The organism is Halodesulfovibrio spirochaetisodalis (assembly GCF_001672295.1).
Classification (GTDB): Bacteria; Desulfobacterota; Desulfovibrionia; order Desulfovibrionales; family Desulfovibrionaceae; genus Halodesulfovibrio; species Halodesulfovibrio spirochaetisodalis.
Window position 1 is genome coordinate 34618 of sequence record NZ_JXMS01000031.1, and the last position, 25271, is coordinate 59888.

22 protein-coding genes are annotated in these 25271 nt (G+C 44.6%); 17 read left to right on the forward strand and 5 right to left on the reverse strand.

The window, feature by feature from the left end; all coding sequences use genetic code 11:
• The first annotated feature begins 213 nt into the window (after positions 1-213).
• Entirely contained in the window at positions 214-720 is a 507-nt protein-coding gene (locus tag SP90_RS14385; RefSeq protein ID WP_066857797.1) for a ferritin, read from the forward strand.
• An 87-nt stretch (positions 721-807) separates the two neighbouring features.
• Here the strand turns inward: SP90_RS14385 and SP90_RS14390 are convergent, their stop codons facing one another.
• Positions 808-1962 carry an iron-containing alcohol dehydrogenase gene (locus SP90_RS14390; protein WP_066857800.1) on the reverse strand — a complete coding sequence of 385 codons (1155 nt, stop codon included), beginning with the start codon at positions 1960-1962 and terminating at the stop codon, positions 808-810.
• Positions 1963-2386: 424 nt separating this feature from the next.
• Between SP90_RS14390 and SP90_RS14395 the strand changes: the two genes are divergently transcribed.
• From SP90_RS14395 to SP90_RS14410, 4 genes are all read left to right on the forward strand, one after another.
• Positions 2387-2740 (forward strand): winged helix-turn-helix transcriptional regulator, encoded by a 354-nt coding sequence (locus tag SP90_RS14395; protein ID WP_066857803.1) that lies wholly within the window; start codon positions 2387-2389, stop codon positions 2738-2740.
• A gap of 260 nt (positions 2741-3000) precedes the next feature.
• Entirely contained in the window at positions 3001-4701 is a 1701-nt protein-coding gene (locus tag SP90_RS14400) for a 2-oxoacid:acceptor oxidoreductase subunit alpha (protein WP_066857806.1), read from the forward strand.
• Positions 4694-5545: a 2-oxoacid:ferredoxin oxidoreductase subunit beta gene (locus SP90_RS14405; protein ID WP_066857809.1), complete on the forward strand. Its 852-nt coding sequence runs from the start codon at positions 4694-4696 to the stop codon at positions 5543-5545. Before SP90_RS14400 ends, SP90_RS14405 begins: the two co-directional genes overlap by 8 nt.
• Before the next feature lie 212 nt (positions 5546-5757).
• Positions 5758-6249, forward strand: a complete 492-nt coding sequence (locus SP90_RS14410) for a nuclear transport factor 2 family protein (protein WP_066857812.1) — start codon at positions 5758-5760, stop codon at positions 6247-6249.
• Between the two features lie 872 nt (positions 6250-7121).
• Here SP90_RS14410 and argB read toward each other — a convergent pair.
• The 4 genes from argB to SP90_RS14430 all read right to left on the reverse strand — a co-directional run bounded on the left by argB (position 7122) and on the right by SP90_RS14430 (position 12730).
• Positions 7122-8015, reverse strand: a complete 894-nt coding sequence (gene argB / locus SP90_RS14415) for an acetylglutamate kinase (protein WP_066857815.1) — start codon at positions 8013-8015, stop codon at positions 7122-7124.
• Positions 8016-8055: 40 nt separating this feature from the next.
• Positions 8056-9411: an ATP-dependent protease ATPase subunit HslU gene (gene hslU / locus SP90_RS14420; RefSeq protein ID WP_066857817.1), complete on the reverse strand. Its 1356-nt coding sequence runs from the start codon at positions 9409-9411 to the stop codon at positions 8056-8058.
• 191 nt (positions 9412-9602) lie between these two features.
• The gene (locus tag SP90_RS14425) at positions 9603-11048 is read right to left on the reverse strand and encodes a DegQ family serine endoprotease (protein WP_066857821.1); all 1446 of its coding nucleotides are present in this window, start codon (positions 11046-11048) and stop codon (positions 9603-9605) included.
• Between the two features lie 215 nt (positions 11049-11263).
• On the reverse strand, positions 11264-12730 hold the full coding sequence (locus SP90_RS14430) for a 30S ribosomal protein S1 (protein WP_066857824.1): 1467 nt from the start codon (positions 12728-12730) through the stop codon (positions 11264-11266).
• A 313-nt stretch (positions 12731-13043) separates the two neighbouring features.
• Between SP90_RS14430 and SP90_RS14435 the strand changes: the two genes are divergently transcribed.
• The 12 genes from SP90_RS14435 to SP90_RS14495 all read left to right on the forward strand — a co-directional run bounded on the left by SP90_RS14435 (position 13044) and on the right by SP90_RS14495 (position 25244).
• Positions 13044-13325 carry a peptidylprolyl isomerase gene (locus tag SP90_RS14435; protein ID WP_066857827.1) on the forward strand — a complete coding sequence of 94 codons (282 nt, stop codon included), beginning with the start codon at positions 13044-13046 and terminating at the stop codon, positions 13323-13325.
• 262 nt (positions 13326-13587) lie between these two features.
• On the forward strand, positions 13588-13977 hold the full coding sequence (locus SP90_RS14440; protein ID WP_066857830.1) for a RidA family protein: 390 nt from the start codon (positions 13588-13590) through the stop codon (positions 13975-13977).
• Positions 13978-14000: 23 nt separating this feature from the next.
• A complete protein-coding gene (gene cuyA / locus SP90_RS14445; protein ID WP_066857833.1) occupies positions 14001-15002 on the forward strand; it encodes a D-cysteate sulfo-lyase in 1002 nt (333 codons plus the stop codon).
• Positions 15003-15088: 86 nt separating this feature from the next.
• Positions 15089-16081: a TRAP transporter substrate-binding protein gene (locus SP90_RS14450; protein ID WP_066857836.1), complete on the forward strand. Its 993-nt coding sequence runs from the start codon at positions 15089-15091 to the stop codon at positions 16079-16081.
• 53 nt (positions 16082-16134) lie between these two features.
• Complete coding sequence (locus SP90_RS14455; RefSeq protein ID WP_066857839.1) at positions 16135-16635, forward strand: TRAP transporter small permease; 501 nt, start codon at positions 16135-16137, stop codon at positions 16633-16635.
• Between the two features lie 11 nt (positions 16636-16646).
• Entirely contained in the window at positions 16647-17918 is a 1272-nt protein-coding gene (locus SP90_RS14460) for a TRAP transporter large permease (RefSeq protein ID WP_066857842.1), read from the forward strand.
• A 57-nt stretch (positions 17919-17975) separates the two neighbouring features.
• Complete coding sequence (locus SP90_RS14465) at positions 17976-19199, forward strand: hypothetical protein (protein WP_066857845.1); 1224 nt, start codon at positions 17976-17978, stop codon at positions 19197-19199.
• A gap of 241 nt (positions 19200-19440) precedes the next feature.
• Positions 19441-20112, forward strand: coding sequence for a GntR family transcriptional regulator (locus SP90_RS14470; RefSeq protein ID WP_066857848.1), 672 nt, complete (start codon positions 19441-19443; stop codon positions 20110-20112).
• Positions 20113-20468: 356 nt separating this feature from the next.
• Positions 20469-20900, forward strand: a complete 432-nt coding sequence (locus SP90_RS14475; RefSeq protein ID WP_066857851.1) for an Hsp20/alpha crystallin family protein — start codon at positions 20469-20471, stop codon at positions 20898-20900.
• A gap of 9 nt (positions 20901-20909) precedes the next feature.
• Complete coding sequence (locus SP90_RS14480) at positions 20910-23405, forward strand: Lon protease family protein (protein WP_066857854.1); 2496 nt, start codon at positions 20910-20912, stop codon at positions 23403-23405.
• 364 nt (positions 23406-23769) lie between these two features.
• Complete coding sequence (locus tag SP90_RS14485) at positions 23770-24015, forward strand: hypothetical protein (protein WP_066857857.1); 246 nt, start codon at positions 23770-23772, stop codon at positions 24013-24015.
• A 692-nt stretch (positions 24016-24707) separates the two neighbouring features.
• A complete protein-coding gene (locus SP90_RS14495) occupies positions 24708-25244 on the forward strand; it encodes an RrF2 family transcriptional regulator (RefSeq protein ID WP_066857864.1) in 537 nt (178 codons plus the stop codon).
• The last annotated feature ends 27 nt before the right edge of the window (positions 25245-25271 follow it).

Consider the following 25271-nt stretch of genomic DNA (forward strand, 5'->3'; position numbering starts at 1 on the left):
GTTGAGTGTGAACCACGCTGATACAGCATTATGTTTTCCTCTGCAAATCGCTTTTGCCTATCTATAAACGCGTGATTTGAGCTGGTTGCTTTTTGCACGGCATCGTGCCAAATACTGTTTCTGCCCTTTTGATGCCAAGACTGCTTTGCACATCGGACTTGTTCATCAAAATATGCTATAGTTGTACTACCTGTTATTATAAGGAGATTTCTGATGTTGTCTGAAAAAATGAATCAAGCATTAAATGATCAAGTAAAATGGGAAATGTTCTCCAGCTACCTGTACCTCTCCATGTCCGCTTACTTTGCAGATAAAGGTATGGGCGGTTTTGCGCAGTGGATGCGCGCGCAGGCTCAGGAAGAGCTTTTCCATGCAACAAAATTTTATGACTACATCAACGAGCGTGGCGGGCGTGTAATCCTTCAGCCTATCGAAGCGCCTGAAAATGATTGGGCAAACACCATCGAAGTGTTCGAGGAAACTCTTAAGCACGAGCAGCTTGTTACTTCCCGTATCAATGACCTCGTGAACCTCGCAATCGATGAACGTGATCATGCAACTAACATTTTCCTTCAGTGGTTTGTTTCTGAGCAGGTTGAAGAAGAAGATTCAGTAAATGATGTTCTTGGTCAGCTCAAAATGATTGGCGGAGAAGGACAGGGCATGCTTATGCTCGACAGAGAACTCGGCCAGCGCGTGTTTACACCGCCTGTTAAGTAAGTTTTTCTAATATAAAAGTCCCCATACCAATTGTGGTTATGGGGACTTTTTTTATGCATCTTGCTGCGTTTTAGAAATTAATCAGACCTAGTTTCCATAGTATACTGTCAGGAACAGTTCTTTCATTTGCTCAACTGAGATTGCTCTAGGGTTCGTGCTGGTGCATGGATCAGCAACAGCTCCTCGAGCAATGACATCAAGATTCTTAAGGAATTCTGTTTCCGGCACTCCAAATTCCTGGAGAGAGGCAGGAATTTGAAGTGCACGGTTCAGGCCTTCAACGAACTCAATGAGCGCAGAAACGCGTTCTTCGGTAGTGGTTCCTTTGAGTCCGAGACGGCTGGCAATGTCGGCGTATTTTTCTCCGGCTTCTTCTGCATTAAAGCGAATTGCAGCAGGCAGATATATTGCGTTAGCACAACCATGAGGGATTGCGAACATTTTCCCTGTGTTATGTGCCATGCTGTGGACAATTCCTAAGATAGCATTGGAGAAAGACATTCCAGCAAGGCACTGTGAAAGATGCATTTTTGATCGCGCATTGGTATCGCCGTTGAATGATGCAACAAGATGTTCCTGAATCATCTCAATAGATTTCATAGCCAAAGCGTCTGTCAGTTCGTTTGCCATAATAGAAACATATGCTTCTAATGAATGCGTCAACGCGTCCATGCCAGTGTGTGCCACAAGGGGGGCTGGCATAGATTGAGCAAGGTTGGTGTCGACAATTGCCATGTCAGGCGTGATGTTGAAGTCGGCAATTGGATATTTAAGCTCTGTTTCCTTGTTTGTGATAATAGAAAAAGCAGTCACCTCTGTGCCGGTTCCACTGGTTGTCGGAATAGCAATAAAACGTGCTTTATTACGAAGTTGCGGAAGATTGAAAGGAATGGCTGCTTGCTCGAATGTATATTCAGGGTCTTCATAGAAAATCCACATTGCTTTTGCCGCATCAATGGGGGAGCCGCCTCCGATACCGATGATGATGTCCGGCTGGAATTCATTCATTGCAACAACACCTTTCATGACAGTTTCATCAGAAGGATCTGCTTCGACACCTTCAAACAGGTAAGTTTCAATACCAGCTTTGGCTAGGTGAGCTTCAATATTAGCAAGGCTTCCATTTCGTTTGATAGATCCTCCGCTTATAACGAGAAAAGCTTTGTTGCCTTTGACATTTGCGAGTTCTTCAATGGTGTTTTCACCAAAGTAAACATCTCTTGGAATAGTAAAACGAGCCATGCGTGGTACTCCTATTGATATATAAGTAATTTTGCTTTTAAGGTCTGGTGTGCTGACCTCACATTGTGTCAGGATAGTCCGTTATAACTGTGTTTGATGTCACTTTTGATAAGTAGTGACAATGACGTTAATAGCGGTAGAGGTGACAACACACTGAGACCGTCTTCCAAGTGCAGAAAGCACAGTCGAGTGTGTGTAAACAATATTTACTTTATCCTGTAAAGTACGCACTTTTCGGTACTGTAGTGTGAAATTGGTGACTAGTTTACAAATGGTAACTACCTAAAAAAGAATTCAAGGGTTCCAAAAAATGAATAAACTGGTAATGCTGAGACTGGTATGCTGAGGAGTGGTTTGCGTATTTTAGAAATCAAGTCACAGCATCCGTAATGTGCTTCTATGAATATTTATGAAGAGGTTTTGAATGCCGGAAGATAGAACAAATAAAATTAGCTGCAATAGCTATACATATGAACTTGAAATTGCCTTTGAAATTCTTTCTGGTAAATGGGTGCCACAGATAATCTGGCATCTGGCAAAAGGTGAAAAGCGATTTGGTCAGTTGCGAAAGCTCATGCCAAAGGTGACGCAAAAAATGTTAACCCAGCAGCTGAGAAGTCTCGAGAAAAATGGAATAATAAACCGAAAGGCGTACCCTGAAGTTCCGCCTGTTGTTGAATATTCTCTCACAGAAATTGGCAAATCACTGATTCCTTCCTTTAATAGTCTTAACGAATGGGCTGTGACGTACTTAAAGAGCAGGGAGGATCAGAGCTAGCCAGTCTGGTTTCATTAATCTGCTCATGTAAATGTGTGCAACCAAGAGCAGCAGGGGAGGCCATGACAAGTGAGAATACTTTGTGTAGATGAGCATGATTGTTAATAGAAACTTGGATAGGACAATACGCCCTTTTCTTTTGGGTTGCTGGTAAATAGTGACAATCGACCTCTTTCATAATTTCTTTTGCTAAAAGTAGTTCTCTGCTATTGTGAGCGTACTCTTTTCTACAACCTCATTTTTTCTGTATTGGAGGTTTTGTGGCTACTTTTGACAGAACTATAATTATTGCGGGTGCCGCCGGACAGGGACTTGTTACGGTAGGTGAGTTACTTGGCAAAATATTAACCCGCGCAGGATACGAAGTTTTTGCAACGCAGTACTATATGTCTCGCATTCGTGGGGGACATAACTCTTTTCGATTGCGGATAAGTGATGAGCCGCAGTTTTCCTCTGCTGACTCATGTGATATTTTATTTGCATTTGATCAGGACGCAGTTTCCCAGCATTTTGAAATGTTACATGACAACGGCACGATAATTTTGAGTGATAAACTCAATGCCATGAATAAGCAGTGTGTCAGCATTCCTTTTAGCGAATTAGCTTCAAAACCATTATATGAGAACGTTGTGGCACTTGGTGTGCTATGTGCGTTGCTCGGATTGGACAGCACATTGCCAAAAAAGCTCCTTTCTGAGCGCTTCGCCCCTAAAGGCGAGCAGGTTATTCAAGAAAATATCCAGACGCTTTCTGCTGCGTATGAGTGGAGTCAGCAGTACTCAGAAAAGTGCTCTCAGCTTCCTAAGGTTAGTACTCATTCTGAAAGGATGCTTGTGAATGGCAATACTAGTATTGCACTTGGTGCGATGGCAGCCGGAGTAAAATTCTGTTCATTCTATCCGATGACCCCGGGGTCATCTGTTGCACAGACATTGATAAACCATTCTCAAGAGATGGGCGTGGTGGTTGAGCAAGTTGAAGATGAAATTGCGGCTCTGAATATGGCGTTGGGAGCTTCATACGCAGGTGCACCAGCGATAGTTCCTACCTCAGGCGGTGGTTTTGCGCTGATGACGGAGGCGGTAAGTCTTGCCGGAATTATGGAACAACCAGTGGTGCTTGTTCTTGCTCAACGTCCGGGGCCGGCTACAGGCATGCCGACACGTACAGAACAAGGTGACCTTTTGTTTTCTATGTTTGGCGGGCACGGAGAGTTTCCGCGGATTATTTATGCACCGAGTTCTATAGAAGAGTGTTTTGAGATGGGGCATCGGGCAATTTGCTCTGCAGAAAAGTTCCAAACACCAGTCATTATTCTTACAGATCAGTTTTTAGCAGATGCTCAGCAAAGTCTTGAGCCATATGATATGCACCAGCTGTGTCAGGTGTATACGCCTGACTATTCAGACACGCATCCCGAGGCATACAAACGCTATTTGTTGACAGAAGACGGTATCTCTCCCCGCCGTTTGCCCGGATTCGGGAAGTCGATTGTTCTTGCTGACAGTCATGCGCATAACGAACGAGGGAATATTACAGAGAATAAGCAGTTACGTAATGTCATGGTGGAAAAAATGCTGTTAAAAGAGGAAAGCATCCGTTCAGAGGTAATTCCTCCAAGGTATTTTGGTAGTCCGGAACCTGATACATTACTTATATGCTGGGGCTCTGTCGAAGGTGCTGTTCGAGAAGCTGCTGAAACTCTAGCAGAACAGGGTGAAGATGTCGCTGTTCTTAGTTTTTCACAGGTCTGGCCTCTGGATGTGTCCCAGTTCACGCACCTGCTTGAAAATGCCAAAGTACGGGTGTGCATTGAAGGTAATTCAAATTCGCAGTTTGCATGGTTGCTAAAAGGGCTGACCTGTATTCCTATTCAAAAAAACATCGGAAGGTATGATGGCCGCCCGATTACTGCAGGGTATATACTAAGCAAAATGAACGGGGAGCAACGTCATGCCTGATATTAATGATTATGGTCACTATAATGAAGCGTGGTGCCCCGGTTGCGGCAATTTTGATATTTTGAAAGCGTTGAAGCAAACATTGGCTGAACTGGATATACCGCCATATAAAGCAGCTATTGTTTCCGGTATCGGGCAGGCTGCAAAAGTGCCGCACTATATTACAGCCAATGGTTTTAACGGACTTCACGGAAGGGCACTACCTCCCGCGCAAGCTGTTAAGATTGTGAATCCGGAACTGACTGTTATTGCAACAAGTGGCGATGGCTGTTCATATGGTGAAGGTGGTAACCATTTTCTTGCAGCCATAAGGCGTAATGTCGATATGGTTGCTCTGGTGCATGATAATCAGGTTTATGGTCTCACAAAGGGGCAAGCCAGTCCGACCACCCTTGAAGGGCAAATTACCAAAACGCAGCCGATGGGTGTTACCAACGCACCGTTTAATCCGGTAGAGGTTGCTATTTCAATGCGGGCTAATTTTGTAGCGCGAGCTTTTTCCGGCAATGTCCCGCATCTTGTGGAGATGTTGAAAGCCGCGATAGCACATCCGGGTTTTGCTTTAATTGATGTATTTCAGCCGTGTGTCTCTTTCAACAAGATCAATACGTTTGGGTGGTATAAAAAGCGTTGCTATGAGCTTGATGAAGGGCATGATCCTACAGATTGGGATGCGGCTATTCAGAAAGCGAATGAATTTGGTGACCGGATTCCTGTTGGAGTGTTGTATACCAATGATCGTCCTGCTTTTGGAGGACATTTACCCAAAGACCTTGTGTACCCGTTGGGGACAGAGAAGGTTGATAGCACAGCCTTCAGAAAAATTGTCAAAAAGTATTGCTAATAACTTGTAGAGATGCTGATAAAAACTGCCATTTTCATATGAATGGCAGTTTTTTTTGTTTTTATTACGGGCAAGCTATTTTGATTCCGCGTGAAATTATCAGCCATTGGTCAACGGGGAATATATCCATTCTTTATGTGTATCGATCAGGTATACTGCAAACGGAACAGATACCGATCGTAATGTGCAATATAAGAAAGGATGGATAGGCTATGCTTACCTATATAGAACGCAGAGAAAAGATAGACATAGCGTTGATTGAAACTCTTGTGGAAAGCATGGGAGTTTTGCCGGATTTACGGCTGTTTACTGCATTGGAAGAACAGTTGGATGAAGAGGTTGTCGTTGACTACACATCGCTTATGGGAGGAGAACCACACTCTGCAGTGCCTAAGGATATCGTTCGGCGCTGGAAAGAGTCGTTATGTGGATTTGATGCAACACGACATCAGTTGAAGAACATTGCTATTGAGTTGAAGGGACAGACTGCAAAAGTGACGGCCGATGCTACCGCGACATATTTTTTGCACGAGCATATATGGGAAGGGAAGGGCAGGTATGCATTCGGATGTAGGTTCACAGCAAAAGGTTGGAAGGTAAACAGGTTGGAATTTACTTTTGAAAGCGAAAAAGGAACTCGGGACATACTGGAGAAAGCTCGTGAATTAGTAGATAAAAAAGGCAAATGTAATATGCATGAATAGGCTGTAATAAGGAAGAGATCGGGGCTGGTTCACATGATGTGAACTAGCCTTTTTTCATTGCGAAGCGAAAGGGAGGCTATCACGTGAAGCTTGCTATTTAGTTTTAGCCCACATTGGTTACTCAACAAGTTATGAAAAAATATTTAACCACGTACCTTATGACATTAGATAATTAAGAGGTGAAAGTAGGAAATATTAATAAAGTTTTAGTTAGGCCTGACGATTGCTTATTTAGGGGATGGGCTTGGTGTCATTGTTAATAGATTTGGTGTGTTATAGGGAGCTCTAGGATATGCAAGGAGTATCGCCATGTCGATTCAGGCTACTGCCAGCAATCCAGGTAGAGTGAATGATTACACTGCAAAACAAAGGGTTCTTAATGCACGGGGAGCTGCCTCGCCAGTTAGAACTGCCACTTAAGTAGTAACGAGAAGCTTGCTTCTGTAGATACACCCTATGTATTGGAACTATCATCGCAGGCAAAAGAGTTATCCGAGCAAGCGTTGGAAAAGCATTTTGTAGAAAAAACAAATCAAAATATTAATGACCAAGTTGTTGGCTTTAAACAATTGCCTGCTGGAGAAGCCATTCATAAGGCTACCGAAGAGTAGAATACGGTAATATTTTGGCTGACCAGTTTTTTAAATTTGAACACAATCCTTGTGTTGAGACTACTGTCTTGAGTACGAGAAATAATATTAGACGCTCGCAACTGGCTACAGGGGACACAATGTCAGCATGAGCAATAGAAAAAGCGTGAGCCTAGGCTCACGCTTTTGTGTGTATTGAATAATCCGACAAATCACATTGAATAGTGGTTGTCTGCAGCTGGATATAGCATGAATAATCGTATCTGCTGTTCAGGTTGTAGGCTAACGTGTGCCAAGAATCTGTGTGCCGATGCCACTGTCAGTAAACAGTTCCAGCAGGACAGAGTGTTCAACACGACCATCAAGGATGGTTGCACGTCCTACACCGTCACCAATGGCCTCCAGACAGCATTTAACCTTTGGAATCATGCCGCCCTGCAGCGTTCCATCGTCAAAAAGTTCTAGTGTCTCTTTGATCGTGAGTTCTTCCAACAGGTTCTTGTCTGCGTCTAGAATGCCGGCAACATCGGTAAGCAGGAGCAGGCGTTTGGCGCGAAGAGCACCAGCCACTGCGCCGGCTACAGAGTCTGCGTTGATGTTGTAAGTATTGCCTTCCATATCGACACCGACCGGAGCAATAACAGGGGTGTATCCTTCTGCAAGCAGGCCGCGTAAGAGGCTGGTTTCTACCCCGATAACTTCTCCAACCTTACCTAGATCGATGATTTCAGGAGCTTTGTCTGCGGAATCCACAACCATCTGCAGTTTTCTAGCACGGATTAGTGTTCCGTCTTTGCCGGAAAGTCCAACTGCTTTGCAGTCGGCGAGATTCAATTTATTAACGATCTCTTTGTTCACTTTACCAACGAGCACCATTTCTACCACGTCCATGGTCGCATCATCAGTTACTCGCTGGCCTTCGCGGAATTGACAGGTGATGTTGAGCGCATCAAGCATTTTGCCAATTTGAGGGCCACCGCCGTGTACGATTACCGGCTTTAATCCTACGTACTTTAAGAGAGCAATGTTCTGGGCAAATGCACGACCAAGCTCTTCGTCTTTCATTGCGTGGCCACCATATTTGATGACAACAATTTCACCATGAAACTGCTTAATGTACGGAAGAGATTCAATAAGAATGCGTGATGTAAGCTGTGCTTTAGCGTAGTCTTTCATGTACGTAGTTCCTGCTGCGGGGGGATGCCCCGTAAATCTATTAGAGAATGTAACGACTTAAGTCTCTATCCTCGCGAACATCTTCTAAGTGCTGTTCTACAAATGCTCGATCAATGACGATTTCTTCTCCTGAGCGATCTGGAGCTTCAAAAGAAATGTCACTCAGAATTTTTTCCATGATCGTATAGAGACGGCGCGCACCGATATTTTCGGTTTCCTGATTTGTCATTTCTGCAAAGGCTGCAATTTCATCAAGTCCGTCTTCGGCAAATGTAATAGTTACACCTTCAGTTGCCAGAAGAGCAGAGTACTGTACTGTAAGGGCATTACGAGGTTCCTTGAGGATTCGTAAGAACTCGTCTTTACCCAATGCAGTAAGCTCCGCACGAAGCGGGAAGCGGCCCTGCAATTCAGGAATAAGATCAGACGGTTTGGAATGATGGAATGCACCCGCACCGATGAACAGAATATGGTCTGTTTTGATCATGCCATATTTTGTGTTTACAACGCTGCCTTCAACAATTGGGAGCAAGTCACGCTGAACTCCTTCTCGGGAAATATCTGCGGATTTACCACCGTGCTGTGAACTGGCTACTTTATCGATTTCATCGATGAAAATGATACCGGACTGTTCGACACGTTCTTTTGCCAGTTCTGTGACTTTTTCTTCATCAATCAGGCGCATTGCCTCTTCTTCAATAAGCAGAGGAAGTGCGTCGCCGATTTTCATGCGTTTTTTCTTTTTCTTGGAAGGAAACGCCTTGCTGAAGAGATCCTTAAACTGACTGCCCATTTCTTCCATGCCCGGCATGGTCATGACTTCAATGCCCTGTGGTGCAACTTCAAGTTCCATTTCCACTTCACGGTCATTAAGCTTACCATCGCGGAACATTTTGCGCATTTTTTCGCGGGTAGAGTTCGCTGAATCAGTTTCAGGCGCAGGAGAGTCAAAAGTGGTTACTGGGTCAGCTATCGGCTTAGGAGCAGAGCCAGGGAGCAGCAGGTCGAGAAGTCGCTCTTCTGCATTGGTCTCAGCTTGAGCACGAACACGTGTTGCTTCTTCGTCACGTACAAGTGCAACACTCAGCTCCATCAGATCGCGAACCATGGATTCAACGTCACGGCCAACGTATCCGACTTCTGTAAATTTAGTAGCTTCTACTTTCACAAATGGAGAAGCAGAAAGCTTAGCCAGACGACGTGCAATTTCTGTTTTACCAACGCCGGTAGGTCCCATCATAATAATATTTTTAGGTGCAATTTCGTCACGAAGGGACGGATCAATTTGCTGGCGGCGCCAGCGGTTACGCATGGCAACGGCGACCATGCGTTTAGCACCATGTTGTCCAATAATGTATTTATCCAGTTCGGATACAATTTCACGTGGTGTAAGCACGTTATAATCTCCTGATTAGTGTGTGTGCAATAACAGGGCATAGTAACAAGCCACTGGTTGATTGCCAATATCAAATTAGATACTGCATCCGGCTTCTGTACTTTTCAGTACATTTTATCAGAGCGCTTTTGCTTCCAGCTGATGCAACAAAAAAGGGGCACCGCAAGGCGCCCCTTTGGTATCAATCGTTGTTATTTTTCCAGACTCATTGTGCGGAACATTGTCTGTTGCTGACGGACAATTTTAAGGAGCACGGCTCCACGTTTTTTGCCCTGTGTTTTGATAATGTTCATGAACTCCTTAATGGAATTCACCGGAGTCAGGTTGGCTTCAAGAATTACGTCGCCCGGACGGAGTTCGGCGCTGGCTGCAATGCCTTCGTCAAGAACGTTGGTGATGAGTAAGCCACGAACATCTTTTAAACCGAGTGCCTGTGCTTCTTTTGCGCTTAATGGGCTTAAGCTGAAGCCTAAGGCATCAATATCCTGCTCACTGCCTTTTGGAGCTTTTTGACTAGGCTGTGTCTTTTGGCCTGAGTCACGCTCTCCAAGCTTAACCTTAACGGTAATGAATTTGTCTTTGCGGTACACAGTGAATGATGCTGTGCTGCCAGGGTTAAGAGAGGATACGGTACGGATTAGTTCTGAAGCATCTGCAATCGGCTGATCATTCACTTTGGTAATGATATCACCCTCAAGCAATCCTGCGGCTGCGGCGGGTTGTCCCGGTACAACCTGAGCGATAAATGCGCCTTCTGCCTCTTTAAGTCCCAGTGCTTGCGCCATGTTCGGATCAACATCAGTAATGGAAACACCGAGCCAGCCGCGACGTATTTTTTTGTCGGTTTTAAGCTTAGTGATGATATCTTTTACTGTGGAGCTAGGAATAGCAAACCCGATGCCTTGACCGCGGGCGATGATAGCTGTGTTGATGCCGATTACTTCACCTTTAAGGTTGAGAAGCGGGCCGCCGGAGTTACCCGGGTTGATGGATGCATCTGTCTGCAGGAAATTGTCGTAAGGGTTATTGCTGATGTTTCGACCAAGCGCGCTGACAATGCCGCTGGTTACAGTGTGATCAAGGCCGAATGGGTTACCGATGGCAAGAACCCACTGGCCGACTTCGACTTTGGAGAAGTCAGCGAGTTTGAGTGTCGGTAAATCACGCTTGGCATCAATTTTTAAAAGCGCAAGGTCGGTTAACGGGTCAGTACCGATGATTTTGGCATCGTATGACTCGTAATCACCTTTTTCATCAAGGATATTAACATTAATTTTATCTGCGCCCTCTACAACATGGTTGTTGGTGGCGATGAATCCGTCAGGTGAAATGATAAAACCTGAACCAAGGGAGCGTTGAGGTTCGGGACGTGCTCTTCTGTCACCGAAATATCTTTCGAACTGTTTGAAAAAATCATCAAGAGGAGTTCGAGGGTTATCTTTAAAAAACTTTTCCATCCCCGGTTGGTTTCTAGGGGCAACTTCCACTTTTTTTTGTGTGCTGATGTTAACAACAGCAGGGCCTGCTTTTTTTGCTAACTCTGTAAAGTTAGGTAATTCCGCCATTGCAGGGAGCGTCGTCAGTGAAAAAATAAATACAAAAATAGGAAGTAGTAAAAGCCTGTTACGAGGTGTCATTATGTGTATTCTCCTAAATTCTCAGGTGGACACTCTATCCGTAGGGTATGTGTAGCACACACCCGCCACTTATTTAAGGACTATTTTACGATTGTAAACCAAAAAAAGTATAAAGTATGGTGTTTTTTTATCAGACAGGCTTTTAGTGGAGAAATAGCATAAAAAAAAGGATCAGCATTTGCTGATCCTTTAACGTAGCGATGTGCATCAACTAGTTATTTTTTCTTGTTGAGCGCGTCCTGCAGCAGGGAACCTAAAGAGCCGAAGCTGTTCTGCGGTTCTGCTTTAGCAGTTTGTGTTTTACGATGCGCTTTCCAGGAATTGTCTTCTGAGGCTGCAACGCCTTTAGGAGCAAGAGTAATCTTGCGCTCTGCAGTGCGGAGCTGAGATACAGTTACTTCAACTTTGTCACCGGAGTTAACGGCATCAAGGTTTGCTGCTTTATCAGCTTTTGCCATCATAGATTTCGGCATAAGACCGGTAATGCCCGGAGCAATGTTGATAAACAAGCCAAAATCAGAAGAAGACTCTACAGTACCTTCAATTTCAGAGCCTGCTGGGAAACGCTCTTCAACGTCAGCCCAAGGATCGCCTTCAGCATCACGCATGCTGAGGGAGATGCGACGGGAGCTCAAGTCGATGGACTTGATTTTTACAGAAACGGTGTCACCAACAGCAACAACGTCTTCAGGCTTATGAATGCGCTTAGTGTAAGACATTTCAGAAATGTGCACCAAGCCGTCAATGCCAGGGAGTACTTCAACAAAAGCACCGAATGGAGTCAGGCGAACAACTTTGCCGTCGCGAACTTCACCGGCTGTCAGATCTGCTTCAACACGTGTCCAAGGGTTTTCTTGAACCTGTTTTGCAGAAAGAGAAATACGAAGCTGACCTTTTTTGTCGGTATCTACGCTGAGCAGCTTAACGCGCAGTTTATCACCAACGGAAACTGCTTCGTCTGCCTGAGCAATGCGGGTCCATGAGAGTTCGGAAACGTGAATAAGACCTTCAACGCCTTCTGCAAGTTCTGCAAATGCACCGAAGTTAGTAAGGCGGGTGATGGTAGCATCAATAAGATCGCCATCATTCACGTTTTTGAGGAACTCATCACGTGCAGCCTGCTGTTCCTGCTCAAGCAGAGCGCGTCGGGAAACAACAATGTTGCGGCCGCGCTGTTCGAACTTGATGATTATGAAGGAGAATGTCTTGCCGACATATTCTTCTGCATTTTCCACAAAGCGGGTGTCGATCTGGCTTACTGGGCAGAATACGCGACGCTTGGAAACTTCAACATCAAAGCCGCCCTTGCGGGTAGCCAGTACTTTACCTTCAACAGGAAGTTTTGCGTTGAATGCTTCTTCAAGCACTGCGGCGCCTGCAGGGCCGCTGATTGCTTTGGAAAGAAGGATTGCGTCAGCTTTAACAGCAGTAACATACAGTTCTACGGTATCGCCTTCAGCAACGGTAAGTTCGCCTTCGTCATTGAGGAACTCAGCACGGTCAGCAAGACCGTCAATTTTTGCTCCAACATCAACGAAAAGGTTATCGCCGGACATGCCGATGATTGGGCCGGAAACTTTATCGCCCACTGACAGTGCTTTATCTGCACCAGTGTAAGCTTCCAGCATTTCTTCAAAATTTTCCATTGTGCCGTTCTGACGGCTATCTTCGGAACCGGTCATCCAGTTCTCCTTGAAAGAGGGGGTTAGATGGTTGATGCACAATACGCTTTCGGCGCTATATCTTTCATTTGTTTTATATACAAGTCCGAAAATGCAAAGAATGCTGTTAAAAATATGTATGTAAAAAGCAATATAAAGTTTGTGTGTTGAAAATATTCAATTTTATGCTGAAGCGGGGGAAATGTCGGTGTAGTGTGTAATCAGATTTTTTTACCTGAAGCTGTTGACTTTGGAAGTGATTATTTACTCAGTTGATTCATTTTGTATCATCTGGCATTATATATTTTCGTATACCATATATAGGAGTTTTACCATGGCAAAAGCTAAAGCACGTCATATTCTCGTTGATTCTGAGGATACATGTAACGAATTGAAGGCACGTATCGTTGGCGGGGAAGATTTCGCTGCGATTGCAAAAGAGTACTCAAAGTGCCCATCCGGACGCCGTGGCGGAGAACTCGGAGAATTCTTCCCTGGTCAAATGGTACCAGAATTTGACACTGTTTGCTTTAATGAAGAAGTAGGCGTAGTGCACGGCCCGGTTCAGACTCAGTTCGGTTACCATCTTGTGGAAGTAACAGAGCGTCAGGACTAGATTCTGTTTTACAGACAGTGATACATAGTATCGCATACTACAGAATGCTCTAGTTTGATTATTCTGTGTATTTTTACCCTGTTATGTTTTCGAGCATAACAGGGTTTTTTTGAGGTTAAAAAAGAAACCTCAAAAGTTCGAAAAATGTATTTGACAAGCTCTGTAAATTCTTTTTAAGACGAAATCACGCCGTGTGAAATGTCGACATTTTACATGTCGTAAAGCAGCAAATATAATTCCAACCAGTGAAACTGGAGACAACATGTCTACAAAAAAACCAATTTTTTCTGAGAAAGCGCCTGCAGCTGTAGGTCCTTACTCCCAAGCCATTGAGTCTGACGGCTTTGTGTTCGCATCCGGCATGCTGCCGATCGACCCTGCAACCGGTAACATGCGTGAAGGCACTATCGCTGACAGAGCGCATCAGGCTCTCACAAATCTTAAGGCTGTAGCAGAGTCTGCTGGCTGCACACTTGAAGATGCTGTGAAAACCACCGTATTTCTCACCGACGTTAATGATGGCAAAGAAGTTAACGCGGTATATGCAGAATATTTCAGCGAACCGTTTCCGGCTCGCAGTGCGTTTCAGGTAGCTGCTCTTCCGCTTGGAGCAGACATCGAAATTGAAGTTATTTTCCGTAAAAAAAACTAACTGTCTTTTAGAAGAGAAAAATTATGAATCTCGCAAAATTTCCTCGTCGTGGCTATGTTTCTACCCCAACTCCGCTTGAAGCAGCTCCAGCTTTCTCTGAAGCTCTCGGCGGAAAAGTAAACATCTTCATCAAGCGTGATGACCTTCTTCCAGGTACTTCCGGTGGTAACAAAACCCGTAAGCTTGACTTCAGCATGGCTGACGCAATCGAGCAGGGTGCAGACACTATCATTACATGTGGTGCTGTTCAGTCTAACCACTGCCGTCTTACCCTTGCATGGGCTGTTAAAGAAGGCATGGATTGTCACCTCGTTCTTGAAGAGCGCGTAAAAGGCAGCTACAAGCCAGAAGGTTCCGGTAACAACTTCCTCTTCAACCTCCTCGGTGTTAAGAGCACTAAAGTTGTTCCTGGTGGTTCTGACATGATGGCTGAAATGGAAAAAGTAGCTGAAGCTCTTCGTGCAGAAGGCAAAAAGCCTTACATCGTACCTGGTGGCGCTTCTAACTCCATTGGCGCACTTGGCTACGTTTCTTGTGCACAGGAAATGCAGCAGCAGTTCTTCGACATGAAGCTCAAAGTTGATCACGTTGTTGTTCCTTCCGGTAGCGCTGGTACCCACGCAGGTATGGCAATCGGTATGTACGCAACCAATTCCGGTATCCCAGTATCCGGTATTAACGTGAGCCGTACTAAAGATGTGCAGGAAGCACATGTTTACAAACTCGTTGAAGAAACTGTAGAGCTCATCGGCGATATCAAAGGTGGCGTACCAAGCGAAGCAGTAGAGTGCTTTGACTCTTACGTTGGACCTGGTTACTCCCTCCCGACTGATTCTATGATTGAAGCAGTTAAATTGCTTGCACAGACTGAAGGTATCCTTCTTGACCCTGTATACTCCGGTAAAGCAATGGCTGGTCTTATCGACCTCGTACGTAAAGGCCATTTCCCAGAAGGCTCTAACGTAGTATTCTTGCATACCGGCGGTTCTCCTGCTCTGTATGCATACCTCGACACTTTCCAATAGAAAGTAGCTGAATATATGCCGTGCGGAGAACGTGGACTCCGCACGGCATTTTATAAAACAACCGAACCTTGTGATAGGAGAGAAGTATGAGAAATGTTAGAATTATGATTCTTGCGCTCGTTGCTGTTCTTATGATTGGCGCAACTTCAGCATTCGCTGCACCAAAGGTTATCAAGCTTGCTCACCCTAACGTGCCTCAGCACCCGATGGGAATGGCTTTTGAAAAGTTTAAAGAGCTTGTTGAAGAGCGCTCTAATGGCAGATACAAAGTTGATATTTACGATAGCTCTAAATTCGGTAACTTCGATAGCGTAGTACAGGGTCTGCAGCTTAACATGCTTCAGATGGGTTCTGCATCTACCCCTAACCTTGCTCCGTTCTCTGACGAGTTCCTTATCTTTGACCTTCCGTTCCTGTTCCCTTCCTACGAAGCAGCAGATAAAATTACAGATGGTCCTATTGGTATGAACGCAACTAAAGCTCTTGAGCCTTCCGGCATCATTGGTCTCGGCTACATCGAGATCGGTTTCCGTAACCTCTGGAACAACCAGAAGCCGGTAAAAACCCTTGAAGATGCTAAAAACCTCAAAATCCGTTCTACCCCTTCAAAAGCACACATCGCTACATTGCGTGCTCTTGGTATGAACCCAACTCCAGTATCCTGGGGTGAAGTATACACAGCACTTCAGCAGAAAACTGTTGATGGTATCGACATTGACCTTAACCTCGCATGGCACAACAACTTCCCAGAGGTTAACAACAACCTGACTATCGTTAACAGCCTTTACAGCCCTCACCTCGTGATGATGTCTAAGCGCTTCCTCGACAGCCTTAGCGATGAAGATAAGGTTATGATCCTTACTGCATTCGAAGAAATCAAACTTTACGAGCGTAAGCTTGTTCGTGACGGCGAAAAAGAAATTCTTACCAAACTCGCTGATAAAGGTGTTACTGTTGTAAAACTCACTCCTGAAGAGCGCGCTCGCTGGGCTGCTGCATCTGCAGGTGTTTACAAAGAGTTTGAAGACCGCATCGGTAAAGACCTTATCGAAAAAGCAAAAGCAACTGTAGCAGAATAATTGTATTGAGTTCTGCCGGCCGCCTCAGCGGCCGGCAGGCTTAAGGAGAATGCATGTCTCAAAAAGGTAAATCGTATTTGGCACGTTTTGAGGAAATCTTCTCATCGTCTTGTCTTGTTGTAATGACAATTCTCATCGCGGTGCAGGTTTTCTCACGATACGTTCTTGAATATTCTTTCGAATGGTCTGAAGAGTTAGCCCGCTACTTATTCATCTGGGCTGTTTATGTAGGCTGTAGCTATGCAACCAAAGAAGACAAACACCTTGAGGTGACAATCTTCCGTACCATTTGCGGCGGTCGTTTAGCTAAACCGGTTACGTTGCTTTCCTATGTATTTACTGCAATCTTTTGTTTTGCATGTACATGGTGGGGTGTGGAAATGCTTCAGTTCCTCATTAAAACCGGTCAGAAAACTCCAGCATTGGAAATCAAAATGTACTGGGTTTTCCTTAGCCTTCCATTTGGCATGTTCCTGATGGGACTGCGTACAGTAGAAAGAATTATCGGCGTGGCAACTGGTAAAATTGATCCAGTTCCTTCCGCGGAAGTATAGAGGCTTATCTCATGGAATTTACAATTTTAATTATTTTTGCATCCCTTGCATTCTTCCTGTTACTCAGTGTGCCTATCGGCATTGCAATCGGGCTTTGTGTAGCAGTCGGGATTGTCTTCGGTGACATGCTTCCGCCGGCTTTCCTTGTTCAAAAAATGATCACATCCCTTGATGTTTTCCCTCTTATGGCTGTGCCATTCTTTATTATGGCAGGGGAAATCATGCAGAAAGGGAGTATGGCTCAGCGCTTACTTAAAGTTTCCCACAGCTTTGTAGGACATGTTACCGGTGGTATGGCACATATCTCTGTTTTAACAAGCATGTTCTATGGTGCTCTTTCCGGTTCTTCTCCGGCAACTGTTGCTGCTGTTGGTGGCATCATGGTTCCTGCTATGGTTAAAGAAGGCTACAGCCGTCGCTTTGCTGCTGCGGTTAACACTTCTGCAGGTTGCCTTGGTGTTATGATTCCACCTAGTGTACCTCTTATTATTTACGGCACAACAGCTGGTGTTTCTGTAGGTGACCTCTTTATCGCAGGTGTAGTTCCGGGTATTTTTGTTGGTGTCTGTCTCATGGCTTGCAGCTACGTTATTGCCAAACGCCACGGCTATGGTGGTGGTGAGCGTGCGACATTTATGGAACGTATCACAGCTCTTCGTGAAGCAGTTGTAGCACTCATGGTTCCGCTTATCGTACTCGGCGGTATTTACGGTGGTCTTACAACTCCGACAGAAGCTGGTGTTATTGCAGTAGTATATGCATTCATTGCAGAGGGGCTCGTTCTTCGTACCCTGAGCTGGCAGAAAGTATGGGATATCTTCCGTAACACAGCTATTACTTCAGCATCCATCTTTATCGTAGTAGCAACAGCAACTGCGCTTGGTCAGATTCTTTTATTCTATAATGTACCTGACATGCTCGTTGAAGTGCTCGTAGGAATCTCTGACAATAAATATGTTCTGATTCCAATCATTCTGGTATTCCTTCTTATTATGGGTACCTTCATGGACGCGCTGGCTAACATCCTTATTCTGACACCGCTGCTTCTGCCTGTTATGAAGCACCTCGGAATGGATCCAATCCACTTCGGTATTGTTATGATCGTAGCTGCGTCTATGGGCTTCTTGACTCCGCCTGTTGGTGTTAACCTCTTCGTCGGTTGCAGCATCAGTAACTTGAGTATCGAGAAACTCAGTGTAGCGGTACTGCCGTTCCTGTTCACAATGTGTATTGCACTTCTGGCAATCACCTTTATTCCGTGGCTTTCTTTGGGACTTCTCTAGAATACGCCGCAATGAATACATACGGGGGGGATATTGTCCTCCCCGTTTTTGAGGATTATGCAAGAATATTCAATAAGCAAAAGTTCCGAAGCCGTAGGGTTGTTCGGTATTATGGGGCACGCTGGTGCGGGGCATGTGCATAGTCATTCCGGCTTTATTCAAGATGATACAGCCGGTTTTGCTGTTACTGTAACCCTTATGGCGCAGGCATATCCTGTTGATTTGACCATTGCATCAGTGACTGTACAAGGTGACTGGTTTACCGTGACAACGGTAGACGGCGGTATTGGCAAAGCTTATGCTCGCAGGGGCATTACTCCTTACGAAGCTGATATTGCAAACCGCGTAGTTGGTACTGATGCTGTCTATAACCAGCTGTCTGTTTTGACTGCGTTTGGCAGGATTTACGGGCAGGGGGTAACAGAAGTACCTGTTGCTTTACAGACCGCTATTTGTCATGCGGTAATGAATACTTTCGTAACGCAGTATCCTGATGAATTTTTCTATGAAGTCGAGGGACTGAAAGGTACCTGTGGCGGTTGCCTCGGAACTGTCCTCGCAATCAACGATACACCTGTGTCTGTTGTAGCAACGCTGAATGCTGCAGCAGGTGGAACAGGGCCGATCGAAGATGCTGAAGGCAACCTTGCCTATGGTGGCAAACAGGTTGTTATGAAACGCCTTCGTCTGGAGGAATTGCCTACCATTATTCTGGAAAGTAAAGCCTATGTTCCTGCTGTCTGTAGTGATTTAAGCTCGGACGTTATGTGGGTTCGCTATAATGAAGAAGTTGATAATCCTGAAGTTGGGAAGGCTCTTTGTTGTGGTGGGCATGATGCAAAGGTGACGACTATGTCTTCCAATGCTGCGTATGTGCGAAATGCAACTGAATTGGAAGCTATGACGCAGCAGACAGGCAAGCGTATCGCTGAACTTGGTAACGCATTAGCAGCGTCACAGTCTTCAGAAGAAAAGGTTGCTATCGTCAGCAAGCTTGCAGAGCTTGTGAGCCAGGATGCTGGTGGTGTAACTTTTATGAGCAACACACTGCATGCGCTTGTCGGAGGCGGTGGATTGCAACCGGGAATGACTGCTGTTCTTTCCATGGCAGTTTGTGGTGAAAATATTAGACGCGATTGTATTCCTGCTGTCTCATCTTCTGATGTTGAGGCTTACCTGAAGGTGGTAGTTGCGGCCACACCGCATTTGATTGCAGCGCTTGATGAGGCTTTGCAGTTGGTTCGTGTTCGTAAGGTTGAACTGCCGCAGGGCACTGTATAATTTTCGTAACTGTTTTTTTCTGCTGCAGGCTGAGCAGCATGCTGACGATATCTTGTATTGAATAAATATTAGAAGATATTTGCATAGGTATACTAACTTTATTATAAGAAACTGCCCCTTAACAAGGGACAAAACCATATAGCGTGGTGTCGGATGCAAGCTGTATTTAGTTGTGGGAACTAATGCTGTATTCGTTCCATAATATAATAATCTCGAGAGTGAGCTTGGTAGAAGGAAGAATATGTCCGCCGTAAAAACTTATAGCGAACAAATTATTGTTTACATTAAAGACGCCATCCTTACCGGAAAATTGCATCCAGGGGATAAGGTGAATGAAGTTGTCGTGGCTACAGAGTTGTCGATTAGCCGCGCCCCAGTGCGTGAAGCGCTGCAGATGCTGGTAAAAGAAGGTCTTATTACCTCTATTCCCCAGCGTGGTAAATTTATTACTGCGCTCACTGCCAAACAGATTAAGGACAGCTATTTTACAGGCGGAGTTCTTGAAGGCGCGGCAGTAGCATCCACCATAGACAAATTCACAGTACAGGATTTTCAGAAACTCGAAGCCGTTGTCGGCGAGATGAAGAAGGTTGCGGACTGTGGAGAGAACGGTACATCAATGGCCGAACTTGATGACCGTTTTCACGATATCTTGTTCTCCAAGAATGAAAATGAGCTTATTGGTGAGCTTGCACGTCGGTCTTGTCAGGGCATCTCTAAATTCCTGCTCTTCCGTTACTGGAAAAAACTGTTCACTTTGCAGGGAATTTATGAACGTCACAAAATGTTGCTTGATGTTTTGCTTACCAAAGACTGTGTGGCAATTGAAAAAACTCTGCGTGAACACTATATCGAATCCGGAGACCGAATGGCACGGTACGGTGTAGATGTTCTGGAGGATGAAGACGCTTAGCGTCTTATATGTATTTGCTATTTCATCGCACCGTTCAATCTAGTTGAAAATTGATACAATTGTTGTGTCGAGTAATTTCAGTGTCCACCCGTATGTTCTTTGTTGAACGGTGTGATGTGTAAAGCCCCTCTTTCGAGGGGCTTTAATTTTTGGTTATTCCGGTTATCAGAAGTAGTCCGTCAGCGTGTGTTCTATTAGCTGAATGTATTTATGCCCCTTTAATTGAGGGGCTTGTTTATTTTGAATCTGCGATGTTGTATAACAGGCTAGAATCATATCTACAAAAGAGGGGATGCGGTACAAACGTAGGAGCGAGTAGTAATCGATGAACGCGCGTGAGCGCAGGAGGTCTGTCAATGTCCAATCTAAAATCATGGAGAAACCAGCAACTGCAGCGCCTTAAGCTCGACAGCGATCGGATGTTCAACCAGATTTGTTCTGAGTTCGGATTACCTTCTGTATGCCAGCCGTTGATGGATACGGAATTGCGACTGGTTGAAACAGATGAAGGGTATCAGATCGAGGCAGAGCTTCCCGGTGTGACAGAAGACAATTTGGAACTTCATATAGACGGTGCATATCTCACATTACGATGTGCTTTTTCTGAACAGAATGATACCGCAGAGTCCGTGGGTTCTTTTGAGAGCCAGATGCGTTTGCCCTGCAAAGTCAAACTGGAAGATGTTGTGGCAAAGCTGGAAGACGGTTTGCTGACCGTAAAACTTCCTACGTGTACTCTTCCGGAGAGACGTACCATTCCAATTACCAGCGGCGATGAAAAGGAATAGGAGGCACTCATGGCTGAGATTGAACAACGCAATTTGGTTCCTTTAGATAAGCTGCGCTGGAAAGTGGATCCTGCAACGCTTCCGTTCGCTACGACCAAGGATCTCGAAGAGCTGACTGATATTATCGGGCAGAATCGTGGGGTTGATGCGTTTCGCTTTGGTATGGGGATTGATGCCAAAGGCTATAATATTTTTGTAACGGGAGCGGCTGATGTCGGGAAAATGGGAATGGTCAGGCAATTACTTGAAAAAGCCTCCCGTAAACAGCAGCCTCCCAGCGATCTGTGTTATGTGAATAACTTTAAGACGCCTGAAGAGCCTATTTTGCTTACGTTTGAAGCAGGAGAAGGGCAAAAGTTTAAAAAAGATATTGAAGAATTTCTCGAAGATATTAAGCGTGAAATTCCACAGCTGTTTGAAAGTCAGGAATATATCAATAGCAAGAATGCACTGCTTGAAGAGCATGACAAGAAGACACGTGACTTCTTTAAGGGATTGGAAGAGCGGGTTAAAGAGGCTGGTTTTGTTCTTGTAAACATGCAAATGGGGCAGGTGCAGCGGCCTGATATTGTACCAGTTGTTGATGGCGAGCCGACTCACCTTCTTAAACTTGAAGAATTGGTGGAAAAAGGCCGTTTTCCCAAGAAAGAGTATGAGGCTCTTCAAGAAAAATATAAAGAGCTCAAGGAAGAAATCGATACCATATTTATGGATGTCAGGCGATTGCAGAAGGATGTAAAAACCAAAAGTGAAGAAGTTGATCGCTTGATGTTTATGAACACAGCCCGTGAACTTGCCATGAGTCTGACTGATGCATGGAAGGAACATGAGAAAGCTACCAAGCATATTAAAGCAATGCTGGAAAATATGTCTGAGCAGCTAGACATTATTAAAATGATCGGTCAGCCCCAGATGGGGCCAATGCCGGGTATGCAGCTTCCTGCTGTAAATGCCGAGGCCGTCTTGCATCCGTATGGCGTAAATCTGCTTGTGGATAACGCAGAAAGGGATGGCCCTCCGGTTATTATAGAATCTTTCCCGAACTACCGGAATCTGTTTGGCTCCATTGAACGTGTAATGGACAGATCTGGATTGTGGCGCACTGACTTCCAAAAAATTACTGCGGGTTCTTTTATCAAGGCTAATGGCGGGTTCCTCGTCATCAACCTTATTGATGCTATTATGGAGCCTGGAGTATGGCAGACGCTTAAGCGCGCTCTGAAGACTTCTGAGCTGGAAATTCAGACATTTGATCCGTATTCGTTTATGGCTTCAACAGGAATTAAACCGGAAGCCATCTCAATGGATGTGAAAGTTGTAGTTCTAGCAACAACACAACTTTACCATATGCTTAAACATTATGACCCTGAAGTGGAAATGATCTTCAAGGTTCGTGCAGACTTTGACTCCAGTATGGATAATACTGATGAAGGTGTTGGAGAAGTCAGCCGTCTGATTGGCACGTATGCGAAAAAGCGTGACTTGAAACCTTTTAACAACAAAGCTGTAGCAGCTCTGCTCGAGCATAGTGTTCGTAAGAGCGGTAGACAGGAGAAGTTGAGCACTTCGTTCCCGGTAATCGGGGACATCATGGCAGAAGCAAACTACCTTGCTAATAACGAAGAGCAGGAGGTAGTGGATGCAGAACATGTTGAGAAAGCGCTTGAAGCCCGTATTTACCGTGACGGACTTGTTGAAGAGAAAATTCAAGAAATGATAGACCGTGGTACAATATTTATTGATGTGGCTGGCGGAGAAGTGGGGCAGATTAACGGGCTTGCTGTGTATTCAACAGGTGACATGATGTTCGGTAAACCGTCCCGCATTACTTGCACGACTTCGATGGGCAAGGAAGGCATTATTAACATTGAGCGCGATGCCAAAATGTCTGGGCCAACTCATAATAAAGGCATGCTTATTTTAAGCGGATATTTGCGTAGTCATTTTGCACAGGAAAAACCGCTTACTCTTGCCGCTTCCATTGCCTTTGAACAATCGTATGGTGGCGTGGATGGCGACTCAGCTTCATCAACAGAACTGTACGCACTGCTCTCCAGCCTTGCAGATGTGCCGATAAAGCAATCCATTGCTGTTACGGGCTCTGTAAACCAGAATGGTGAGGTGCAACCTATCGGTGGTGTTAATGAGAAAATTGAAGGCTTCTACAAAGTGTGTGAGGCAAAAGGTCTTACAGGTGAACAGGGGGTAATGATCCCTGAAGCCAATGTAAAAGATCTTATGCTTAAACAGGAAGTTGTAGACGCTGTAGATAAAGGCAAGTTCTCTATCTGGGCAATTCAAAATGTACGGGAAGGTATTGAAATACTAACCGGTGTAATTGCTGGTGAACGTAATGAAGACGGTACGTATCCCGAAAATTCTGTATACGGTCTTGTGGATGCACGCCTCGTTTCCTTAGCAGAAGGGTTACGAGATTTCGGTAGAAATAATTCTGAGAACAATTCTACAGGCACTAGTGAAAAAACAGAGAACGATGACGAATAGGCTGGATACGGGGAACATTTTCCACCAGCATGGTTCTTTTTTGGATTCCCAGTGTCGATAGCGAGTTAACAAACTCAACTGATTTGCTATAAATTGTGTAACATGATGATAAAAAAAGGTGGCTTCTAAAATTGAAGAAGCCGTCTTTTTTTATGGCCAAAAGTGCTCAATAGATCATTTGAATATGGTGTAAAACAGATATTTCTTATAAACGCTTCTAATTTATAATATTGGTTGAATACGCAAAGTATTTTTTTCTTTTGCAATGTCCCTGGTAGTTGTGCAAGGAAGAAGGATACACCAAATTTTATGCGTTACTTACCAACCGGATGAATTCGGGCAAATCAAACGGAGCGAGTGAGTTATGGACAACGGCAAGGTTGTTGATGCAATCAACTGTGTGGAAATTGTTTTAACAAAAGCCTGCGGGGAACGGATTGAAGTTAATGTAGATACAAACGGATTACTCTACATTGATGTTGAATCAGACAAGCAATGTACTATGAACTACGCTGAAGCATGGAAAAAAGTTCCAACAGACCAGAAGGAGCGTCTGAAGGAAATGCTTGAAGGCTTGGTGAATAGCCTTGATCAGGTTTTAGAAAATTAGAATGATACAATGCAAACAGGTACTTTCTGCTTACAGTACGTGTTTTGCAATGCATGGATTGTTGAGATTTCTCAATAAAAAGAGCAGCCTGCTGTAGTAGGCTGCTCTTTTTATGTACTGATCTTTTCAGTTAGTAGTTTTTTTGTTTACCAATTCTTTGTGTAGAGATGAAGAATCCCACACACAACCGTACATATGGTTTCCGAGCTCAGTATCACGATGAATTTCGCTTTTCTGATCATTCTGTGGACGCAGGGGGCACGTCGAGCAAAAGGTGTCAGGATACGGGCAGGAAATACATAATGGAAGATAGTTGCTGCATTTTTTTTGTGATGTTCCCGTAATGCCTATTGTGCAGTTTCCACGATGGAATACACAGCAGTTACAGGCTGTTTTTATTGCACGTGCCATTGTTCCTCCACAGGCAAATTCCCACTTTTAAGGTACCACCTGTAAGCAAATTATCAAGGTGAATAAGAAGAATATATATCTGCTCAAAAGGCTCACAGTCTAATTGAATACATGCGTTTAATAAATTGATTGTTGAGTAAAATGCTCTGAAAAATTAAATGGTTGTAGGAAGCTGTGCGGTAGGGTATGGAAAGAAGGGAAGTTACTTAGCCGAATGATATTTTCGGAATTAGTAATGAATACGTATTGTTTTTATAGGGTATTACCATAAGGAGTTTGCTATGCGACTGTTAACCAATAGCAGATATGGCACGAGATTATTGCTCGACATTGCCACCCACGGTCAGGATAAGCCGGTACTCATGAAAGAGTCTTCCGCTCGTCTTGGCATTTCCCAGAAGTATCTTGAAAAAATTGCCAGACAGTTGCGTGCTGGCGGATACTTGAAAACCCGACGTGGACCGAGTGGGGGACATAGAATGGCAGTGGATCCGTCCGATGTCACCGTAGGGGAAGTAGTTCGCCATCTAGAAGGGGGAACAGATATAGTCGGTTGTGGAGAGGATGCTGCAACATGTTGTGATGCGCCGGGATGCCTTACACGTCTGCTTTGGAAAGAAGCAAGTGTGGCTATGTACTCGCATTTAGATAAATTTACCTTTGCAGAATTAGTCAGTTACGCAGAAAAAGGGGTAAAGTTCGGAGATTACTGTGTGCGTACTGTGCAACGGTCAGGAACTACACCGATGGATGATGAGCAAAAACGGCTCAACTTGCTACGTGAATACTCACTGACTGGTCTCGAGGATTCATTCTAATTGCTTACAGCAACTAGTAAAGTCTCT